Source organism: Streptomyces sp. TRM64462, assembly GCF_013362995.1.
In the GTDB taxonomy this organism is placed as follows: Bacteria; Actinomycetota; Actinomycetes; order Streptomycetales; family Streptomycetaceae; genus Streptomyces.
This window is the reverse complement of sequence record NZ_JABWDV010000029.1, coordinates 1-15,847: the sequence shown is the minus strand read 5'-3', so window position 1 is coordinate 15,847 and position 15,847 is coordinate 1. Positions and strand designations below refer to the sequence as shown.

The following is a 15,847-nucleotide window of genomic DNA, read 5'->3' as shown; positions in this document are numbered from 1 at the left end:
CCTCGCGCGCGGCGGGCCCGAACGCGGCCACCGCCCGCAGCGCACCCTCCAGCACCCAGTCGCGGCGGAACGCGGGCGCCCCGCGCAGCACGCGCAGCACCTCCGGCAGGGCCTCGACCGCCCGCAGCCGGGCCAGCGCCAGCAGCAGCGGCCCGGACTGCTCGCCCAGTTCGTCGTCCAGCGGCAGCGCGCCGAGCCGCCGCCGCAGCGCCGGTACGAGGGGGGCGGCGGCGTCCGCGAGGTGCGGAACGGCGTACAGCAGCCGGGCCTCGGGCTCCGGCTCGTCGAGCGCCAGCCCCAGTGCGGGCACCGCCCGCGGGTCGCCCGCCCGGGTCAGGGCCAGCAGGGCGCTGGCCGAACCTGGCCTGCCGCCCACCCTTCCCCAAGCTCTCGGCTCCGCTCGAGCAGGGGAGACCCCATTGGGCGCCCACGGCGCGGGGTCCGCCGCCACCCGCGCGGCCAGGGCGTCCGCGGCGGGCCGGGCCAGCGAGAACAGGTCCTCCAGGCGGCCGGCCGCCGCCTCCCGCAGCCGCGGGTCCGGGTCGGCGAGCTGCGCCCCGAGGAGCCGCACCACCTCGTCGTACGCGCCGCGCCAGGTGCGCATCAGGCTGCCGCACATCCACACGGCGTCCATGCGCTGCACGCAGTCGGGGCTGCGCAACTGGGCGGTGATCAGCGCGATCCGGTCGTCGACCCGGTCGTCCAGGGCGCCGTGCAGGGTACGCAGCAGATCGTCCGCCCACGCGGTGCCCCGGCCCGCCCGCTGCTCGTCGCGCACCTCCCGCACCTGGCCCACGAGCGTGGGCGCGGCGGGGTGCGCCGCGGCCTGGTGCGGGACCGGGTGCGGAGCCTGGTGAGGGGCCGGGGGCGCGGGATTCGCCGGTGTCATCGAATCCCGTACACCTGACGCAGGACGCGAGTTGGCCGAATTCCACGGGGTCGCGTGCCCCAACCACACCGCCCCGCTTGCGCCGGCACACCCGTAGGACGTACTGGCGTCGCCGCCTCCGCCGGACAGGCCGGACGCCCCAAGTGCCCCACGCCCCCCGGCGGTTCCGGAAGCCCCGGCGGCCCCGGCGGCCCCGGACGTCCTGGACCCTCCACCGCCGGCCCCAGCGGCCCCGTTCGCCCCTGGAGCTCCGGCTGCCCCGGTGGTCCCGACTCCGTCCGGCAGACCCGGCAGACCCGGCAAGCCCGGCAGGCCGGGCAGGCTTCGCGGGGCGGGTGTGCCGGGGGACTCGTGCGTTCCGCGCGGCCGGGCAGGGCCGGGCGGGCCTGGCTCAGGGGCCCGTAGCTCCGTGAGCAGGTCCGTCACCGTGGGGACCACGTCCTGGGGCAGACGGGCCGGGGCGCAGCGGGCCAGTTGGGCGAGGGCGGCCAGGCGGAGGGCCGGGTCCTGGGCGGCGCCCGAGAGCCAGGACAGCCAGGTGACCGTCTCGTCGCGGAGGGACTCGTAGCGCAGGGCGATCCTGCCGACCGCCTCCACCAGGGCGAGCCGCACCTCCGTGTCCGTCTCGACGGTCAGGCGCTCGCGCAGCAGGTCGAGGACCCGGACGGGGTCGCCGTGCAGGGACGCCAGGGCGCCGGGCGCAGCCAGCCGGACCTCCGGGTCGGGGTCGCCGACCAGGGCGAGGAACACGTCCGCGCCCGAGGCGACGGCGGCCGCCGCCATCGCGTAGTTCGCGGCGTCCTCGAACTCCTCGCAGTCCGGGTCGAGTTGCTCGATCTCGTCGTCGTCCGACAGGTCGATCCCGCCGATGCTGGCGAGCAACTCGACGATGCAGCCCCGGTCCTGGACCTCCGGGGAGGCGACGAGCTCCAGCAGGAACGGGATGCAGGCGAGGGTCGAGTCGTAGACATCGCCCTGGTGGTGCACCGCGCCGTACATCCCGTCGAGCGCCCGTTCGCGCTCCGCCGGGTCGTCGGAGGCGAGTCCGCGCAGCAGCGCGGGCACGTCGTCGGCCGGGCCGTAGGCATGACCCAGCGAGGCCCAGTCGACCTCGTCGATCCCCGTGAACATGCCTTCCCTCCCCGTGAACCCTGCACTTGGGGGCAATAGTGCACCACACCGGCACCGTCGATGCCCCGGCAATCGGACACGCCCGGGACACGCCTTGGACACATGTCCGCGCAACTGTTCCCGTGTTGTTCCCTTGTGTGTCTGCCCGCTTCTTGCCGGGCCGGCACTCCGGCTGTTCCACCGGCTCGGCGGCGTACTCGCACGCCCGCCGTCGGGGTTGAGCCTTCTCCCGGTAGGGGCAGAGCCGCCGGACCAGGCGCGGGCTTCGTCATGGCCGCCTTGGAGGGCGTCTCACGATGCGTACCGGCCGGTAGCATCCTTCAACAGTCTGTGTATGTTGAGTGGCGCTCTAACCGCCGGTATTCCAGGGGGGAATGCATGTCCACGTACTCACGGCCACCCGCACGCAACGCCCTCGGCACCGCGCAGAAGACCACCCTCGGCTGCGGCGGCATGGTCGCCGTCGTCTTCGTCATCGCTCTCATAGCCGCTGCCTGTTCTCCGGAGCCGGAGACGGTCACCAAGACGGTTCCTGGCCCCACCGTGACCACCACCGCGACCGTCACCGCGACGCCGACCACGCTGCCCACCGCCACGCCCACGGTTACCGCCACGGTCACCGAGACCGCACCCGCCCCCACCGTGACCGTCACCGCGACGGAGACCGTCTACTCCTCCTCTGGCGGCTCCAGTTCGGGCGGCTCCTCCAGCTCCGGCGGAGGCGGCAGCGTCTACTACAAGAACTGCTCCGCCGCCCGCGCGGCCGGCGCGGCTCCGGTGTACGCGGGTGAGCCCGGCTACGGGCGCCACCTGGACCGCGACGGCGACGGCGTGGGGTGTGAGTAGTGGTCAACCTCAGCAAGGGGGAGAGCCCGTCCGACCCGGTGTCCGACGCCGGAGGCGTGGCGTGCTGCGGCTGCCTCCTCGTCCTCCTGATCCTCTTCGCCATCGGCGGCATCGCATCCGCCTGTACCCCCGAAGACAAGCCCGCCCGCTACGTCCCCAGCACTACTGGGGGCGGCGGGTACTCCGACGACGATTGGTAGAAGGCCCATGAACCCCACCCCCGAACAGCGTTCCAACGAGCTCCTCCGCTCCGTCGCCATCGGCGCTGCTGTCATGATCGTCCTGGGCATCATCGTCGCTGCGAACAGCAGCGACGACGGCGGCACCACCTACACCACCAGCGACGACACCGTGAACCTCGGCGCTGCCTGGGCCGGCGGCTCGCTCATAGGCTCCGGCATCCTCTTCCTCGTCCTCTGCGCCCTCACCCGCGCCATCGTCACCGCCATCTTCGGCGCAGCGAAGGCCAAAGGCGACCAGGCCTCCTGATCCCAGCAGCGCCATGCCCCCCTCGGTCAGGCGCGGGCGACGGCGAGCATGTGCGAGGCGGTGGAGAGGAGTTCGGGGTACGGCTCGGCAAGACGTGCCGCTTCGAGGGCGGAGGCGAACAGCGGGCTGTCGGAGTCGAGCCGGGCGCCCGTGTGCTGTTCGGCGGCCTTCAGCGCGCCCCACGCCGGGCCTTCGATCCCGTACACGCTGACCCCGTTGAGCCCGGCCGTCGTCATCTCCTCGGCGAGCTGGTCGGCGGTGTGGAAGTACGCCGCGGTGAAGCCCTTCCGGCCGGGCACGTGGATGCCGGTGGAGAGAATGTCCACAACGGCGTCGCGGACACGTTGCTTGGTGCCCAGCCACGTGGTGGCGGTGTGCTCGAACAGTGAGGCGTAGCGGCCGATCGCGGCAGCGGCGACCAGGCCGCCGGGGCGCACGACGCGGCGCGCCTCCGCCAGTGCCTGTAGCCGCTCCTTCCGCTGGAGCAGGTGGTACAGCGGTCCCAGGACGAGTACCGCGTCATAGGTGCCGTCGTCCGCCGTCAGGGCGCGGGCGTCGCCGAGTTCGACGGTGGCACCGGTCTCGCGGGCTTGCTCGATGTGGCGGGGGACGGGGTCGACCAGGTGGACGGTGTAGCCGTCTTCGACGAGCCACTGGGCATGTGCGCCGGGGCCGCCTCCGACGTCCAGCACGCGGGCAGGGGGCTCGGGGAGGTGACGGCGCAGCAGTTCCTGCGTGCGCACCATTTCGAGCATGCCGTCAGCGGTGGAGGTGAGCCGTTCGGACTCGTCGATCGTCTCGCCGTAGAAGGCGAGGATTTCAGGTGCGATGGCCGGCGGGATCTCGTGGGTCGAGGTCATGGCCGGAAGTGTGGCGGCTGGCCCTTGTGAGACGCTAGACCCTAACCTGACCGGTTAACCGGTCATCTCGCGATGGGACGCCCTCATGCCGCCACTCAAATATGAACTCATCGCCGAAGATTTGCGGCGCCGGATCGCTGATGGTGAGGTCGCGCCGGGCGGGATTCTGCCGTCCAGTCGCGACCTCTGTGAGCAGTGGGGGGTCTCCCGCGCTACGGCGATCAAGGCCATGGACATTCTGCGCGCGGACGGTCTGGTGACTCCGCACCAGGGTCGCGGGTTCACTGTCGTGGAAATCCCCGTTGCCCGTCCGGCCGGTGGCCGGCGCGCGGGAACGAGCCGCGCGTCTGGCGGGCGGCCCTTCCGTCGACTGGGAACACCGGAGATGCTGGTCCCGCCGTCCCATGTCGCCGACGCGCTCGCGCTGCCTCCCGGTTCGGTGGCGCTGCACCGGGCCCGGCTGGTCCAGGCGGAGGACGGCGCCCCCATGTCCTTCGTGGTCGCCTGGTTCCCTCCGGACATCGCCGAGCAGTGCCCGCGACTGTCGGCCTCGGGGCCCATCGCGGAAGGCACCACGCACTATGTGCGGCGGCAGACCGGCCGCAGCCCGGCCCGCGGCACGGACGTCACGACGGTCCGCCTGGCAACCAGGACGGAGGCTGAACACCTTGGGGTGAAACGCCCGACTGCTGTGGCCGTCGTGCTGCATACCGCGTACGACCAGGACGGCAGGCCGCTGGTCTGCGAGGAGGGCGTGACGCCGTCCGGTTTGTGGGAGCTGATCGACAACTACCCCATGGGCATGGATAGCTGACGCCCCCTTGACTGGACCGGTCCACCGGTCCACTGTAGGGGTGTGTCGTAGCGCATAGATCAGTGTGCGCGCACCGCTACCCACCAAGGGTGCGGTGACGGCTGCGCGGCCGTGTCCTTCCCTCGTAGGGCACGGCCGGCGCCCCATCCACGCGACCGGCTGAGGCGACGATGACCCCGACGCACAGCGCCAGAACCCCCGCCGATGACACGGACTCCGCTCGGAACATCCCTGGACAGGTCGAGCCGGGCGGAGACGGTGCCGGTCGGCTTCCCCGGGTCGGCCGGCACCACACCCGCGGCACCACTCGAATCTGATCGAGAGGAGCACGACCACATGACCGTCACCGTCGACAACCCCGCCGACACGCGTACGCGGGATCCGAAGGAACTTCTCAACGCCGTCCAGCCGTACATCAAGCACCTGACCATCAACGTTCTCGACAGCGGCATGACCGTCTGGGACCGCGAGGTCGCTCTTCTGCTGCGCGACGAGGTCATGGTCCGGGACCTGGCCGAGCGCATCCTCGGCAACGCCGTGATGTACATGATCGCGTCGATGGAGCACCCCCAGGTTCACCTCGGCGTCGGCAAGGTCGTCGACATCGGGGTCCACCAGATCATCCTCGACAGCCCCGTGTACTTCGCACTGTGCGACCTCTACAACGGCGGCGCCTACAAGCACCACGCCCCGTTCATCCAGCGCCGCAACGACGGCACGGTTCTCAACACTGCGGAGTTCCTGCGCTCCATCGGCTTCCAGCCCGACGAGGAGCTGTGGGGCCGGGACGGCGCCGAGTGCTCCCCGTGCGACTCGAAGGTGCCCGACAGCCACTGACGGATGACCGGCGGCCGAAGCCGCCCGCCACCGCGACCGATCAGCCCTAACGTGTAGGCCTCGCCGCCGCTGACGCCGGGCGGTGGGGCCTGCCCGATGCCCCGTAAGGACACCGCCATGACCGCCGCCCCGCACAACTACGAGCACGAGCGCGCCCTGTGGGACACCTTCGCCGAGAATGCCTGGAAGGACCCCTCCAACGGAGACCCGGTGTTCCGGTGGACCCAGTACAAGGAGCACCCCGCCGATCCCGGCCCCGCCCTGCTCGGTGACCCCGCCACTGTCCTGGAGATCGGCTGCGGCACCGGCCGTGCCCTCGCATATCTGGCCGCTCAGGGAATCAAGGCGACCGGCGTAGACCTCTCACCCCGAGCCGTCGCCCGGACAACCGAGCGCTACGGGCACCTCGGAGTCGAGTTCGTGTGTGCCGAAGTCCTGGAGTACCTGGCTGGGGACACCCGCACCTACGACGCCGTGTTCTCCATGTTCGGCGGGGCCTGGTTCACCGCCCCCGAGCGCCTGTTCCCCCTGGTCTCCCAGCGCCTCAACCCTGGCGGGCGGTTCGTTTTCTCCCAGCCGCCCGCCATCCCCGGCGCCTACGGACCACAAGGCATGTACAAGGGAGGGTTCGCCGGGCCGGCCATGTATACGTACCGCTACAGCTACGAGCCCGAGACGTGGGCACGGTTCCTGGCTGATGCCGGATTCACGAACGTCGATGTGACCGTTCTCGACGCCCCCACCTCTGGACACATCGGCACACTCATCGCCCGCGCAACCGTCGGCTGACCCGTACGCCTGCCGCGCCGGACGGGGCAGGGGCGTGGCGGGGCGGCGGGCCTGGGGTCACAGTGGGCCCGTGACGACGTTGCCGCGGATCGCGCCGATGCTGGCCACGCCGGGCCACCTGCCGCCCCCCGCCCAGGACCCCCACTGGGCGTACGAGACGAAGCAGGACGGCCAGCGGGCCATGTTCTATCTGCCCGGTGACGGCACGCTGGTGCTGCGGGCCCGGTCGGGTGACGACATCACCGGCGCCTATCCGGAGCTCCAGCCGCTGGCGGGTGCGCTGCCGGGTGGGCTCGCGGCGGTGCTGGACGGGGAGATCGTGATGCTCGACGAGCGGGGGCACAGCGACTTCGCGCGGCTCCAGCCCCGCATGGGCCTCGCGGGTTCGCCCGGGCGGGCCCGCCGGCTGGCCGCCCGCGACCCGGTGCACGCCGTGCTGTTCGACGTCGTCCACCTGCGCGGGCGGCTGCTGACCGGGCGGCCCTGGGCCGAGCGGCGGGAGGAACTGGAGCGGCTGGCGCTCACGGGCGCTGCCTGGTCCACGCCCCGTGCCCTTGTCGGCCACGGTGAGGCCGCGCTGGCCGCCACCCGCGAGCACGGGCTCGAAGGGCTCATCTGCAAGCGGCTGAACTCCCGCTACGAACCCGGGGTGCGCTCCCGCAACTGGATCAAGATCCGGAACATGCGCACCGCCGACGTCGTCGTCGGCGGCTGGCTGCCCGGCGGCGGGCGCCTGACCGGGCTGCCGGGCTCGGTCCTCGTGGGCCAGTTCCACGCGGGCGCCCTACGGTACGTCGGGAGCGTCGGCACCGGCTGGAGCGAGGCCGAGCGCACCGAACTGGCCCGGCTGCTGCACGCGTCGGAGACGGACGTGTGCCCCTTCGACGAGGTGCCGCGCGTGGCCGGGGCCCACTGGGTCGAGCCGCGCCTGGTGGGCGAGGTTCGGTACGCCGTACGGACCCGGGCCGGGCTGCTGCGCCAGCCGTCGTGGCTGCGGCTGCGCCAGGACCTCACGCCGGAGGAGTCCGACGCGTATCAGGAGTGACGCTCACGGAGCCTCCGGCACCGGGCCCGCGCCCTCGTGGTCCACCAGGGGCCGCAGGAGCTCCCCGTACCGCTCGACGCGCGGGGCGATGTCGTCCAGCAGGAACACCAGCTGCGCCGGGCTGCCGCACTCCTCGACCTCCTCCCACGTCACCGGCGCCGACACGGCGGGCTCGCTGCGGGCCCGCAGGGTGTAGGGGGCCGCGGTGGTCTTCGCGGCGGCGTTCTGGCTGTGGTCGACGAAGACCTTGCCCGGCCGCAGCGCCTTCGCCATCCGGTGCACGGCCAGCTTCGGCAGCTCCGCCTCCGCCTCGACGGCGAGCCGCTTCGCGTACGCGGAGACCTCGTCGGACGGGGTCGGCTCGACCGGCACGTACAGGTGCAGTCCCTTCGCTCCGGAGGTCTTCGCGTACGCGGTGAGCCCGTCGTCCGCGAGCCGGTCGCGCAGCCACAGCGCGACCCGGCAGCAGTCGACGACCGTCGCCGGGGCGCCCGGGTCCAGGTCGAACACCATGCGGTCGGCGACGGCCGGGGCCTCGGCCAGCCACTGCGGGGTGTGGAACTCGACCACCAGGTTCGCCGCCCACATCAGCGACGCCAGGTCGTCCACGACCACCTGCCGCGCCCCCGGGTCGTCCGTCCGGGGGACGGGCGCCGTGGTCACCCAGTCGGGGGTGCCGGGCGGCGGGTTCTTGGTGAAGAACAGCTGCCCGTCGGGGCCGTCCGGGTAGCGCAGGAAGGACAGCGGCCGCCCGCGCAGATGCGGCAGCAGCGCGTCGGCGACGACCGCGTAGTAGTGCAGGATCTCGCCCTTGGTGGTTCCGGTCGCCGGATGGATGACCTTGTCCAGGTTGCTGAGCGCGAGGCGCCGCCCCTCCACCTCTGTGATCGGCGTCATACGATGAGAGTCCCACGATTCGGTTGATTCGGTACGAAAGGGCTGAACCGTGCGATCCATCTGGAACGGCGCTATCTCCTTCGGGCTGGTCAGCATCCCCATCAAGCTGGTGAACGCGACCGAGAACCGGTCGATCTCCTTCCGGCAGATCCACACCGAGGACGGCGGCCGTATCCGCTACCGCAAGGTCTGCGAGCTCGACGGGCAGGAGGTGTCGCAGGCGGAGATCGGCAAGGCGTACGAGGAAGCCGACGGGACCATGATCCCCATCACCGACGAGGATCTGGCCGCGCTGCCGCTGCCCACCGCCAAGACCATCGACATCGTGGCCTTCGTCCCCGCCTCCGAGATCGACCCGCTCCAGATCGACGCGGCGTACTACCTGTCCCCGAGCGGTGTGCCCGCAGCCAAGCCGTACACGCTGCTGCGCGAGGCGCTCAAGCGCAGCGAGAAGGTCGCGGTCTGCAAGTTCGCGCTGCGGGGGCGCGAGCGGCTCGGGATGCTGCGGGTCGTGGACGATGTGATCGCCATGCACGGGCTGCTGTGGCCCGACGAGATCCGCAGCCCGGAGGGTGTCGCCCCGGAGACGCCGGTGACCGTGCGGGACGCCGAGCTGGACCTCGCGGACGCGCTGATGGACACGCTGGGGGACGTGGACATCGGCGAGCTGCACGACGACTACCGGGCGGCCGTCGAGGAGATGATCGCCGCCAAGGCGGAGGGCGCCCTGGAGGCGCCGCCGGAGCCCAGGCCGGAGAAGGGCGCCCAGGTCATCGACCTGATGGCGGCGCTGGAGAGCAGCGTCCGCGCGGCCCGCGAGGCGCGCGGCGAGGAGGCGGCGGAAGCCGGAGCCGGCGCCGCGTCGGTCACGGAGCTCCCGGCCCGCGCCCGCAAGACCCCGCCGCGCGCGGCGGCGGCACCGAAGGCGGGCGGCGCGAAGAAGTCCACCGCCCGGACGGCGGCGAAGGCGACCGCCGAGGAACCCGCCCGTAAGACGGCGGGGAAGGCCAAGAAGGCGGCGGCGAAGAAGACCACCGCGAAGAAGGCCGCGGCCGGCGAGAAGAAGACGGCCGCCAAGAAGACCACGTCCCGCCGGCGCAGCGCCTGACGGACCTGTGCCCCTCCGGGCGGAGGGTCACGGGCCGTTGCCCGCTGAGCGCCGGGGTGACGGGCCGTTGCCCGGTGCGCGCCGGGGTGACGGGCCGTTGCCCGGTGCGCGCCGGGGTGACGGGCCGGTCGCTGCCCGCTGCCCGCTGCCTGCCGCCTGCCGGGCACGGCTGTGTCCCGGTGGTCTGAAGTTTTCATGATCGTTCGTGTGAGCGGCTCACCCCTGATCGAGTACGCCGGCACTGGGCCGTACGCGGGGCGGATGCCACGGTCGTAGGAGCCACACCGACCTGAACGAGCTGGAGTCGCCATGGAGATCAGCCTGCTGGGGCCGCTCGACGCCGAGTCCGCGGGCAGCCCGATCCTGCCCCGCGCCGCGAAACAGCGGCAGCTGCTCGCCCTGCTGGCCCTGCACGCCAACCGCGCCGTGCCGGTGCCCATGCTGATGGAGGAGATCTGGGAGGACGGCCCGCCCCGCAGCGCGTCGACGACCCTGCAGACGTACATACTCCATCTGCGCAGACTGATCAGCGCGTCGCTCGGCGACCGCAGCGGGATGGTCGCCAAGGAGATCCTGCTGTACCAGCACGGCGGCTACCAGCTCCGGATGCTGCCCGGCACGGTCGACGCCCAGGAGTACGACCGGATCGCCGCCCAGGGGCAGGCCGCGTTCGACGCGGGCGACGACGAGGGCGCCGTCGCCGCGTTCCGGCGGGCGCTCGACCTCTGGCAGGGGCCCGCACTCGCCGACGTACGGACCGGGACGCTCCTCGAACTGGAACGCGTACGCCTGGAGGAGAGCCGGCTCGGCATCCTGGAGCGGCGGATCGACCTCGAACTCGGCATGGGCCTGCACACCGAGCTGCTGCCCGAACTCGCCGTCCTCACCGGCCGGCACGGCCTCCACGAGGGCCTGCACGCCCTGCGCATGGTCGCCCTGTACCGGGCGGGCCGCCCCAGCGAGGCGCTGTCCGCGTACACGGCCCTGCGGGCCCGGCTCACCGAGAGCCTCGGCATCGAACCGTCGGGCCGGCTCCAGCGGATCCACCGGGCCGTGCTGTCCGGCGACCCGCTCCTCGACCGGCGCGTGTCCGCCGGACCGCGAGGCCGCCGCACCCTCGACTCCTTCGCCGGCTAGGGAGTGTCCGGAGGGCGCCCGGCAGGGCGTCAGTCGGACGTCAGCTCCAGGTCAGTGGCCCGCAACAGACTTCTGGCATCCGCCGGAGACACCTACGCACGTACCGATCACATCAACCGATCCCATGGGAGGCGTCATGCCCAGCACCGCCGTCGTCACCGCCGAGCAGCGCGCACAGATCAAGGAGATCGTCTGCGAGATCCTCGAGATCGAGGTCGACGACGTCACCGACACCAGCCTCTTCAAGGAGGACCACAACGCCGACTCCCTCGGCGCCATCGAGATCCTCTCCTCCCTGGAGCGCGAGTTCGGCATCGAGATCGACCAGGCCGAGCTGACCCGCATGGTCAACCTGGACGGCGTCGTCGCCGTCGTCGAAGAGGGCCTGGCGGCCAAGTAAGCGGCCCCGGCCGGCTGTGAAGACAGGACAGACGGGAGACAGTGGTGAACAGCGAGCACCGGGCCCCGCGCCGGGTCGTCATCACGGGGCTGGGCGTCGTCACCAGCATCGGAACCGGACCGGCGGAATTCCTCACCGGGCTCCGGACGGGCCGAAGCGGCGTCAAGCCGATCACGTCCTTCGACACGTCCGGCTACGCCTACGCCAACGGCTGTGAGATAGCCGACTTCGACCCGGCCGAGTGGATCGAGCGCATCGACCCCGACGAGCTCGGCCGGGCCAGCCAGTTCTCCGTCGCGGCGGCCCGGATGGCCGTCGCCGACGCGGGCATGGACCTCGACGCGCTGCGCCGCCGCCGCGCCCTCGTGACCATCGGCACGACGGACGGCGAGTCGCACGACCTCGACGAGCTGATGGAACAGCAGTTGGCGGACGGGCCCGAGAAGCTCGACCCCGTCGTCGCGCGGCGCTCGTCGGCGGGACTGCTGTCCAGCAGCGTCGTCCGCGAGCTGGCCCTCAGCGACGTGGAGGCCGTGACCATCCCCACCGCCTGCGCGGCGGGCAACTACGCCATCGGCTCCGGCTTCGACGCCATCCGGGCGGGCGAGACCGAAGTGGCCCTGGCCGGCGGCGCCGACGCCGTCTGCCGCAAGACCTTCACCGGCTTCTACCGGCTCGGCACCATCGCACCCGAGGTGTGCCAGCCGTTCGACGCCGACCGCCAGGGCATCCTCACCGGCGAGGGCGCGGGCGTCCTCTTCATGGAGAGCCTCGACTCGGCGCTCGCCCGCGGCGCCCGCATCTACGCCGAGGTCCTCGGGTACGGGCTGAACTGCGACGCCCACCACCCGGTCGCCCCCGACCAGGAGAGCCTCGCCGCGTGCATGGCCCTCGCGCACCGCAACGCCGGCGTCAAGCCCGAGGACATCGACTTCATCTCGGCGCACGGCACCGGCACCAAGGCCAACGACGTCACCGAGGCCGGGGCCATCCGCCAGGTGTTCCCCGAGCCGCCCCCCACCGTGTCCATCAAGTCGATGCTCGGCCACACCATGGGCGCCGCCAGCGCCCTCGCCACGGCCGCCTGCGCACTCGCCGTCACCGAGGGGTTCATCCCGCCGACCATCAACCACCGACGGACCGATCCCGACTGCGGCCTGGACCCGGTGCCCAACGAGGCACGCCCCGCCGACGTGCGGATCGTGCAGAACAACGCACTCGCCTTCGCGGGCAACAACGCGGTCCTGATCCTCGCCCGTTACGAGAGCGGGCAGGGCGGCCAGGGCAGCCAGAGCGGGCAGAGCGGCCAGAGCGGGCAGGGCGGCTCCCGCCACCACCGGAGCGGCGGAGCCGCGGCATGAGCGTGAGCACCGCCGCCCCCGCACCCGGCGGCACCGCCGGCCTGACCGGAACGCCACGGCTCCGCCGCGAGGGCACCGGCGGCGGCCGCAGGGTCCTGCTGCTGCACGGCCTCGGCGGCAAGGCCACCGTCTGGGACCGCCTCGTCGACCGCGTCGACGCGTCCCTGGAACTGTGGGACGTCGACCTGCCCTGGCGGGCCATGGCCGACAGCGAGGGCTGGGGCTCCCTGCCGGACCCGGTGCGGTTCCTCGTCGACCTCGTCGGAGACGAGTACGACGCCGTCGTCGCCCACTCGTACGCCGCGAACCTGCTCACCGAGGCGTACGCGGCGCAGCGCGTGGCGCCCCGCCCGACCGTGCTCATCAGCCCCTTCCACCGGTCCAGCCCGCGCGACTTCGACTGGTCGGTGATCTCCTACTACCTCAACGACTTCCACCGCGTCTTCGAGGAGGCGCTGGAGGTCGGCGAGACCGGCAAGTACGCCAAGGCCCACCGCGACTGGATGGCGCTGCGGCTGCGCGACCGGATCGGCCCGTACGGCTGGATGCGGTTCTTCGAGACGTATCTGCGCTCACCGTTCCTCGACCTCACCGCCGTCCGCTCCCCGCTGCTCGTGCTGTCCGGCGAGAAGGACAGCGCGGCCAGGCCCGAGGACGGCCGCGCCCTCGCCGCCGGAACGCCGGGCGCCCGGTTCGAACTGCTCGCCGGCTGCCGCCACTTCCCGATGGTGGAGGACCCCGAGCGGGTGGCCCGGCTGGTGTCCGGGTTCCTGTGCGACGTGACGGCTCCTTCGCCCCGTTCCTGAACCCCTCGACTCGCCCTTCGAATTGCTTCGACCGACCTCCCCTGACCTGGAGATGCCATGACGAACAGCACGACCGTCGCCGCCGACGGCGCGACCCGGCTGGAGATCCGGCCCCGCTACGAGGGGTCCAACATCTGCACCTGGATCGGCTTCAAGCACGTCAACTACATGGTCGAGGAGGCCGTCTACGACCACCTGAGGAAGCACGGCCACCCGGCGGGCGGGCTCTACGAGCGGTACGGCCTCACCACCGACATCACCGACCTCGACACCAAGATCCTCACCGCCTTCCACATCGACGACGTCGCCGAGGCCGTGGTCCGCCCGGCGCCCGGGAAGGAGAAGGGCGACGGGAAGCGCCTCACCGTCGAGTTCACCGTCGAGCGGGGCGGCGAGACCGTCAAGGCGGTCGTCTCCAAGGTCGCCGTCCAGTTCCGCCTGGACCCGCACGGCCACCCCGCCGACGAGCCGCCGGCCGCGCTCACCCCGTACGTCACCGAGCGCCTCGGCACCGACGCGCGGCCCGAGCCCGTCCCCGTACCGGAGGGCACCGACCCGCTGGAGCTGCTCACGCAGGGCCGCAACGCCTTCGGCTGGGCCTGGCGCATGCCGTACTTCTACTGCCACTTCACCGAGCGCGTGCAGATGTCCGGCTACCTGCGGCAGATGGAGGAGGTCGTCGACCTGTTCCTCGCCGACCGCGGCGTCTCCATCAAGACGCTCCTGGACGAGCAGGACTGGATCCCGGTCGTCCCGCACTCGAAGATCACGATTCTCGACGAGGCGAAGATGGAGGAGACCCTCTACACGGTCTACACCGTCGAGAACGTCTTCAAGCGCTTCACCTACACCTCCCGCCAGGACACGTACGTGCTGCGCGACGGTGTCCTCGTGCCGACCTCCACGGGCCGTATCACGCACGGCTGGGCCGTCATCGAGAACCGCCGCGACTGGAGCCTCGTCGACTTCGACGACCGCCTGCTGAACGCCCTCAACGGCAAGGCCGGCGCGGTGACGGGCCGGGGCACGGCATGACCGCCCCGGCCACCCTCGGCACGGACGGCCCCGCGGCGGCCGGCGCCACCGGGGCGCTCGTGCTGACCGCCTGGTCCGCGGTGTCCCCGTTCGGGGTCGGCGCGGACGCCTTCCGGGCCGGACTGGAGGCCGGTACCGGCGCGGTCGCCCCGGTCGCCGCGCTCGGCGACGACGCCCAGGGCGGGCCGTACGAACAGGCCGCGCTCGTCCCGGAGTTCAGCGCGGCCGGCGCGCTGGGCAAGAAGGGCACCCGCACCATGGACCGGGTCACGGCGCTCGCCGTCACCACCGTGGCGCAGCTGCTGGAGGCGGCCGGGCCCGGGCTGCTGGACCGGCCCGAGCGGGTCGGGCTCGTCCTGGGCACCGGCTCCGGCAGCGTCCAGAGCATCATGGACTTCACCCGCGACTCGCTCACCGGCGACCGCCCGTACCTGGTCGACCCGGCGCGGTTCCCGAACACCGTGATGAACCGGGCCGCCGGGCAGAGCGCCATCTGGCACGGCATCAAGGGCCCCAACACGACCATCGCGGGCGGCTGGCTGACCGGGCTCCTCGCGCTGGGCTACGCGGCCCGGCTGCTGCGCGGCGGGCACTGCGCCCAGGTGCTGTGCGGCGCCGCCGAGGAGTACTCGACGCAGCGGGCGTGGCTGGAGTGGCACGCGGCCGGGGCGGGCGGTGGTGCCGGGGGCGATGCGGGCGGCGGTGCGCGGGGCGGTGCCCTTGACGGTGCCGGGGGCGGTGCGGGCGGCGGTGCCGGGGGCGGTGCCCTTGACGGTGCCGTGCGGCCGCCGCTCGGTGAGGGCGGCGCGGCGTGGCTGCTGGAGACCGCGGCCGAGGCCCGGGCCGCCGGGCGTACGCCGCTGGCGACGCTGCTCGGGACCCGGTTCCGCGCGTACCAGGACCCGGCGGACGCCGGGCCCGCGCTCACCGCGTGCGTGGCCGCCGCACTGGCGGACGCCGGCGTCGACCCCCGGGACGTGCGGCTCGTGGCGCCGCTCGGCACGCCGGGCGAGGAGGACGCGGTACGGGTCGCCCTGCCCGGCAGCGCCGGGCCGCGGTGGCTGCGGTGCCGGCCGCTGGTGGGTGACGCGTCGGCCGCCGCGGGCGGGTTCCAGCTCGCGGCGGTGCTGGCGGCGGCCGGGGAGCGGGGGCCGGCGCCGGGTGAGGTGGCGCTGGCCACCGGGATCGACCGGGACGGCACGGTCGGCGTCGCCGTCCTGCGGGGCTGAGCCCCGCGCCCCTGAACCCCGGCCCCGGGTCCCCCGCCCGGGGCCGGACCCCCCCGCCCCCCGCGTTACGGCGCCGCCCCGGTGGTGGCCGTGTCGGGGTGCGGGCGGCCGGTTCCGCTGTGCCCACCCTCCCCCAAGCTCTCGGCTTCGCTCGAGCAGGGGGGACCCCCATCG

Annotated in this window: 17 protein-coding genes; 14 read left to right on the top strand and 3 right to left on the bottom strand. The window is 72.8% G+C overall.

The window, feature by feature from the left end; all coding sequences use genetic code 11:
- Positions 1–2,020 (bottom strand): HEAT repeat domain-containing protein (locus HTZ82_RS31905; protein WP_254711550.1); only part of this gene is annotated, 2,020 nt, incomplete at its 3' end.
- Between the two features lie 378 nt (positions 2,021–2,398).
- Between HTZ82_RS31905 and HTZ82_RS01400 the strand changes: the two genes are divergently transcribed.
- Genes HTZ82_RS01400 through HTZ82_RS01390 form a run of 3 tightly spaced genes read left to right on the top strand, consistent with a single transcriptional unit; the run spans position 2,399 to position 3,355 of the window.
- On the top strand, positions 2,399–2,866 hold the full coding sequence (locus HTZ82_RS01400; protein ID WP_254711549.1) for an excalibur calcium-binding domain-containing protein: 468 nt from the start codon (positions 2,399–2,401) through the stop codon (positions 2,864–2,866).
- Entirely contained in the window at positions 2,866–3,066 is a 201-nt protein-coding gene (locus HTZ82_RS01395) for a hypothetical protein (protein ID WP_175407397.1), read from the top strand. The genes HTZ82_RS01400 and HTZ82_RS01395 overlap by 1 nt, the downstream gene beginning before the upstream one ends.
- A gap of 7 nt (positions 3,067–3,073) precedes the next feature.
- Positions 3,074–3,355: a hypothetical protein gene (locus tag HTZ82_RS01390; protein ID WP_175407396.1), complete on the top strand. Its 282-nt coding sequence runs from the start codon at positions 3,074–3,076 to the stop codon at positions 3,353–3,355.
- A 26-nt stretch (positions 3,356–3,381) separates the two neighbouring features.
- Here HTZ82_RS01390 and HTZ82_RS01385 read toward each other — a convergent pair whose 3' ends face one another.
- Complete coding sequence (locus tag HTZ82_RS01385; protein WP_175407395.1) at positions 3,382–4,215, bottom strand: bifunctional 2-polyprenyl-6-hydroxyphenol methylase/3-demethylubiquinol 3-O-methyltransferase UbiG; 834 nt, start codon at positions 4,213–4,215, stop codon at positions 3,382–3,384.
- Positions 4,216–4,300: 85 nt separating this feature from the next.
- Here HTZ82_RS01385 and HTZ82_RS01380 point away from each other — a divergent pair, with 85 nt between their 5' ends.
- The 4 genes from HTZ82_RS01380 (at position 4,301) to HTZ82_RS01365 (ending at position 7,700) form a co-directional block, all read left to right on the top strand.
- Positions 4,301–5,029, top strand: a complete 729-nt coding sequence (locus tag HTZ82_RS01380) for a GntR family transcriptional regulator (protein WP_175407394.1) — start codon at positions 4,301–4,303, stop codon at positions 5,027–5,029.
- 336 nt (positions 5,030–5,365) lie between these two features.
- On the top strand, positions 5,366–5,866 hold the full coding sequence (locus HTZ82_RS01375; protein ID WP_175407393.1) for a hypothetical protein: 501 nt from the start codon (positions 5,366–5,368) through the stop codon (positions 5,864–5,866).
- 117 nt (positions 5,867–5,983) lie between these two features.
- Entirely contained in the window at positions 5,984–6,655 is a 672-nt protein-coding gene (locus tag HTZ82_RS01370; protein ID WP_175407392.1) for a bifunctional 2-polyprenyl-6-hydroxyphenol methylase/3-demethylubiquinol 3-O-methyltransferase UbiG, read from the top strand.
- A 97-nt stretch (positions 6,656–6,752) separates the two neighbouring features.
- The gene (locus HTZ82_RS01365; protein ID WP_175407399.1) at positions 6,753–7,700 is read left to right on the top strand and encodes an ATP-dependent DNA ligase; all 948 of its coding nucleotides are present in this window, start codon (positions 6,753–6,755) and stop codon (positions 7,698–7,700) included.
- 3 nt (positions 7,701–7,703) lie between these two features.
- Here the strand turns inward: HTZ82_RS01365 and ligD are convergent, their stop codons facing one another.
- Entirely contained in the window at positions 7,704–8,597 is an 894-nt protein-coding gene (gene ligD, locus HTZ82_RS01360) for a non-homologous end-joining DNA ligase (RefSeq protein WP_175407391.1), read from the bottom strand.
- A gap of 49 nt (positions 8,598–8,646) precedes the next feature.
- On the opposite strand from ligD, the gene HTZ82_RS01355 reads away from it, so the two are divergent.
- The 7 genes from HTZ82_RS01355 (at position 8,647) to HTZ82_RS01325 (ending at position 15,673) form a co-directional block, all read left to right on the top strand.
- Positions 8,647–9,705 carry a Ku protein gene (locus HTZ82_RS01355; protein ID WP_175407390.1) on the top strand — a complete coding sequence of 353 codons (1,059 nt, stop codon included), beginning with the start codon at positions 8,647–8,649 and terminating at the stop codon, positions 9,703–9,705.
- A gap of 309 nt (positions 9,706–10,014) precedes the next feature.
- Complete coding sequence (locus HTZ82_RS01350; protein ID WP_175407389.1) at positions 10,015–10,842, top strand: AfsR/SARP family transcriptional regulator; 828 nt, start codon at positions 10,015–10,017, stop codon at positions 10,840–10,842.
- A 136-nt stretch (positions 10,843–10,978) separates the two neighbouring features.
- Positions 10,979–11,242 (top strand): acyl carrier protein, encoded by a 264-nt coding sequence (locus HTZ82_RS01345; protein ID WP_175407388.1) that lies wholly within the window; start codon positions 10,979–10,981, stop codon positions 11,240–11,242.
- 41 nt (positions 11,243–11,283) lie between these two features.
- Positions 11,284–12,603 (top strand): beta-ketoacyl-[acyl-carrier-protein] synthase family protein, encoded by a 1,320-nt coding sequence (locus tag HTZ82_RS01340; RefSeq protein WP_375540767.1) that lies wholly within the window; start codon positions 11,284–11,286, stop codon positions 12,601–12,603.
- Positions 12,600–13,409: an alpha/beta fold hydrolase gene (locus tag HTZ82_RS01335; RefSeq protein ID WP_254711548.1), complete on the top strand. Its 810-nt coding sequence runs from the start codon at positions 12,600–12,602 to the stop codon at positions 13,407–13,409. Before HTZ82_RS01340 ends, HTZ82_RS01335 begins: the two co-directional genes overlap by 4 nt.
- Before the next feature lie 57 nt (positions 13,410–13,466).
- Complete coding sequence (locus HTZ82_RS01330) at positions 13,467–14,444, top strand: hypothetical protein (protein WP_175407386.1); 978 nt, start codon at positions 13,467–13,469, stop codon at positions 14,442–14,444.
- Positions 14,441–15,673 (top strand): beta-ketoacyl synthase N-terminal-like domain-containing protein, encoded by a 1,233-nt coding sequence (locus HTZ82_RS01325; RefSeq protein WP_175407385.1) that lies wholly within the window; start codon positions 14,441–14,443, stop codon positions 15,671–15,673. Before HTZ82_RS01330 ends, HTZ82_RS01325 begins: the two co-directional genes overlap by 4 nt.
- Positions 15,674–15,847: the final 174 nt, after the last annotated feature.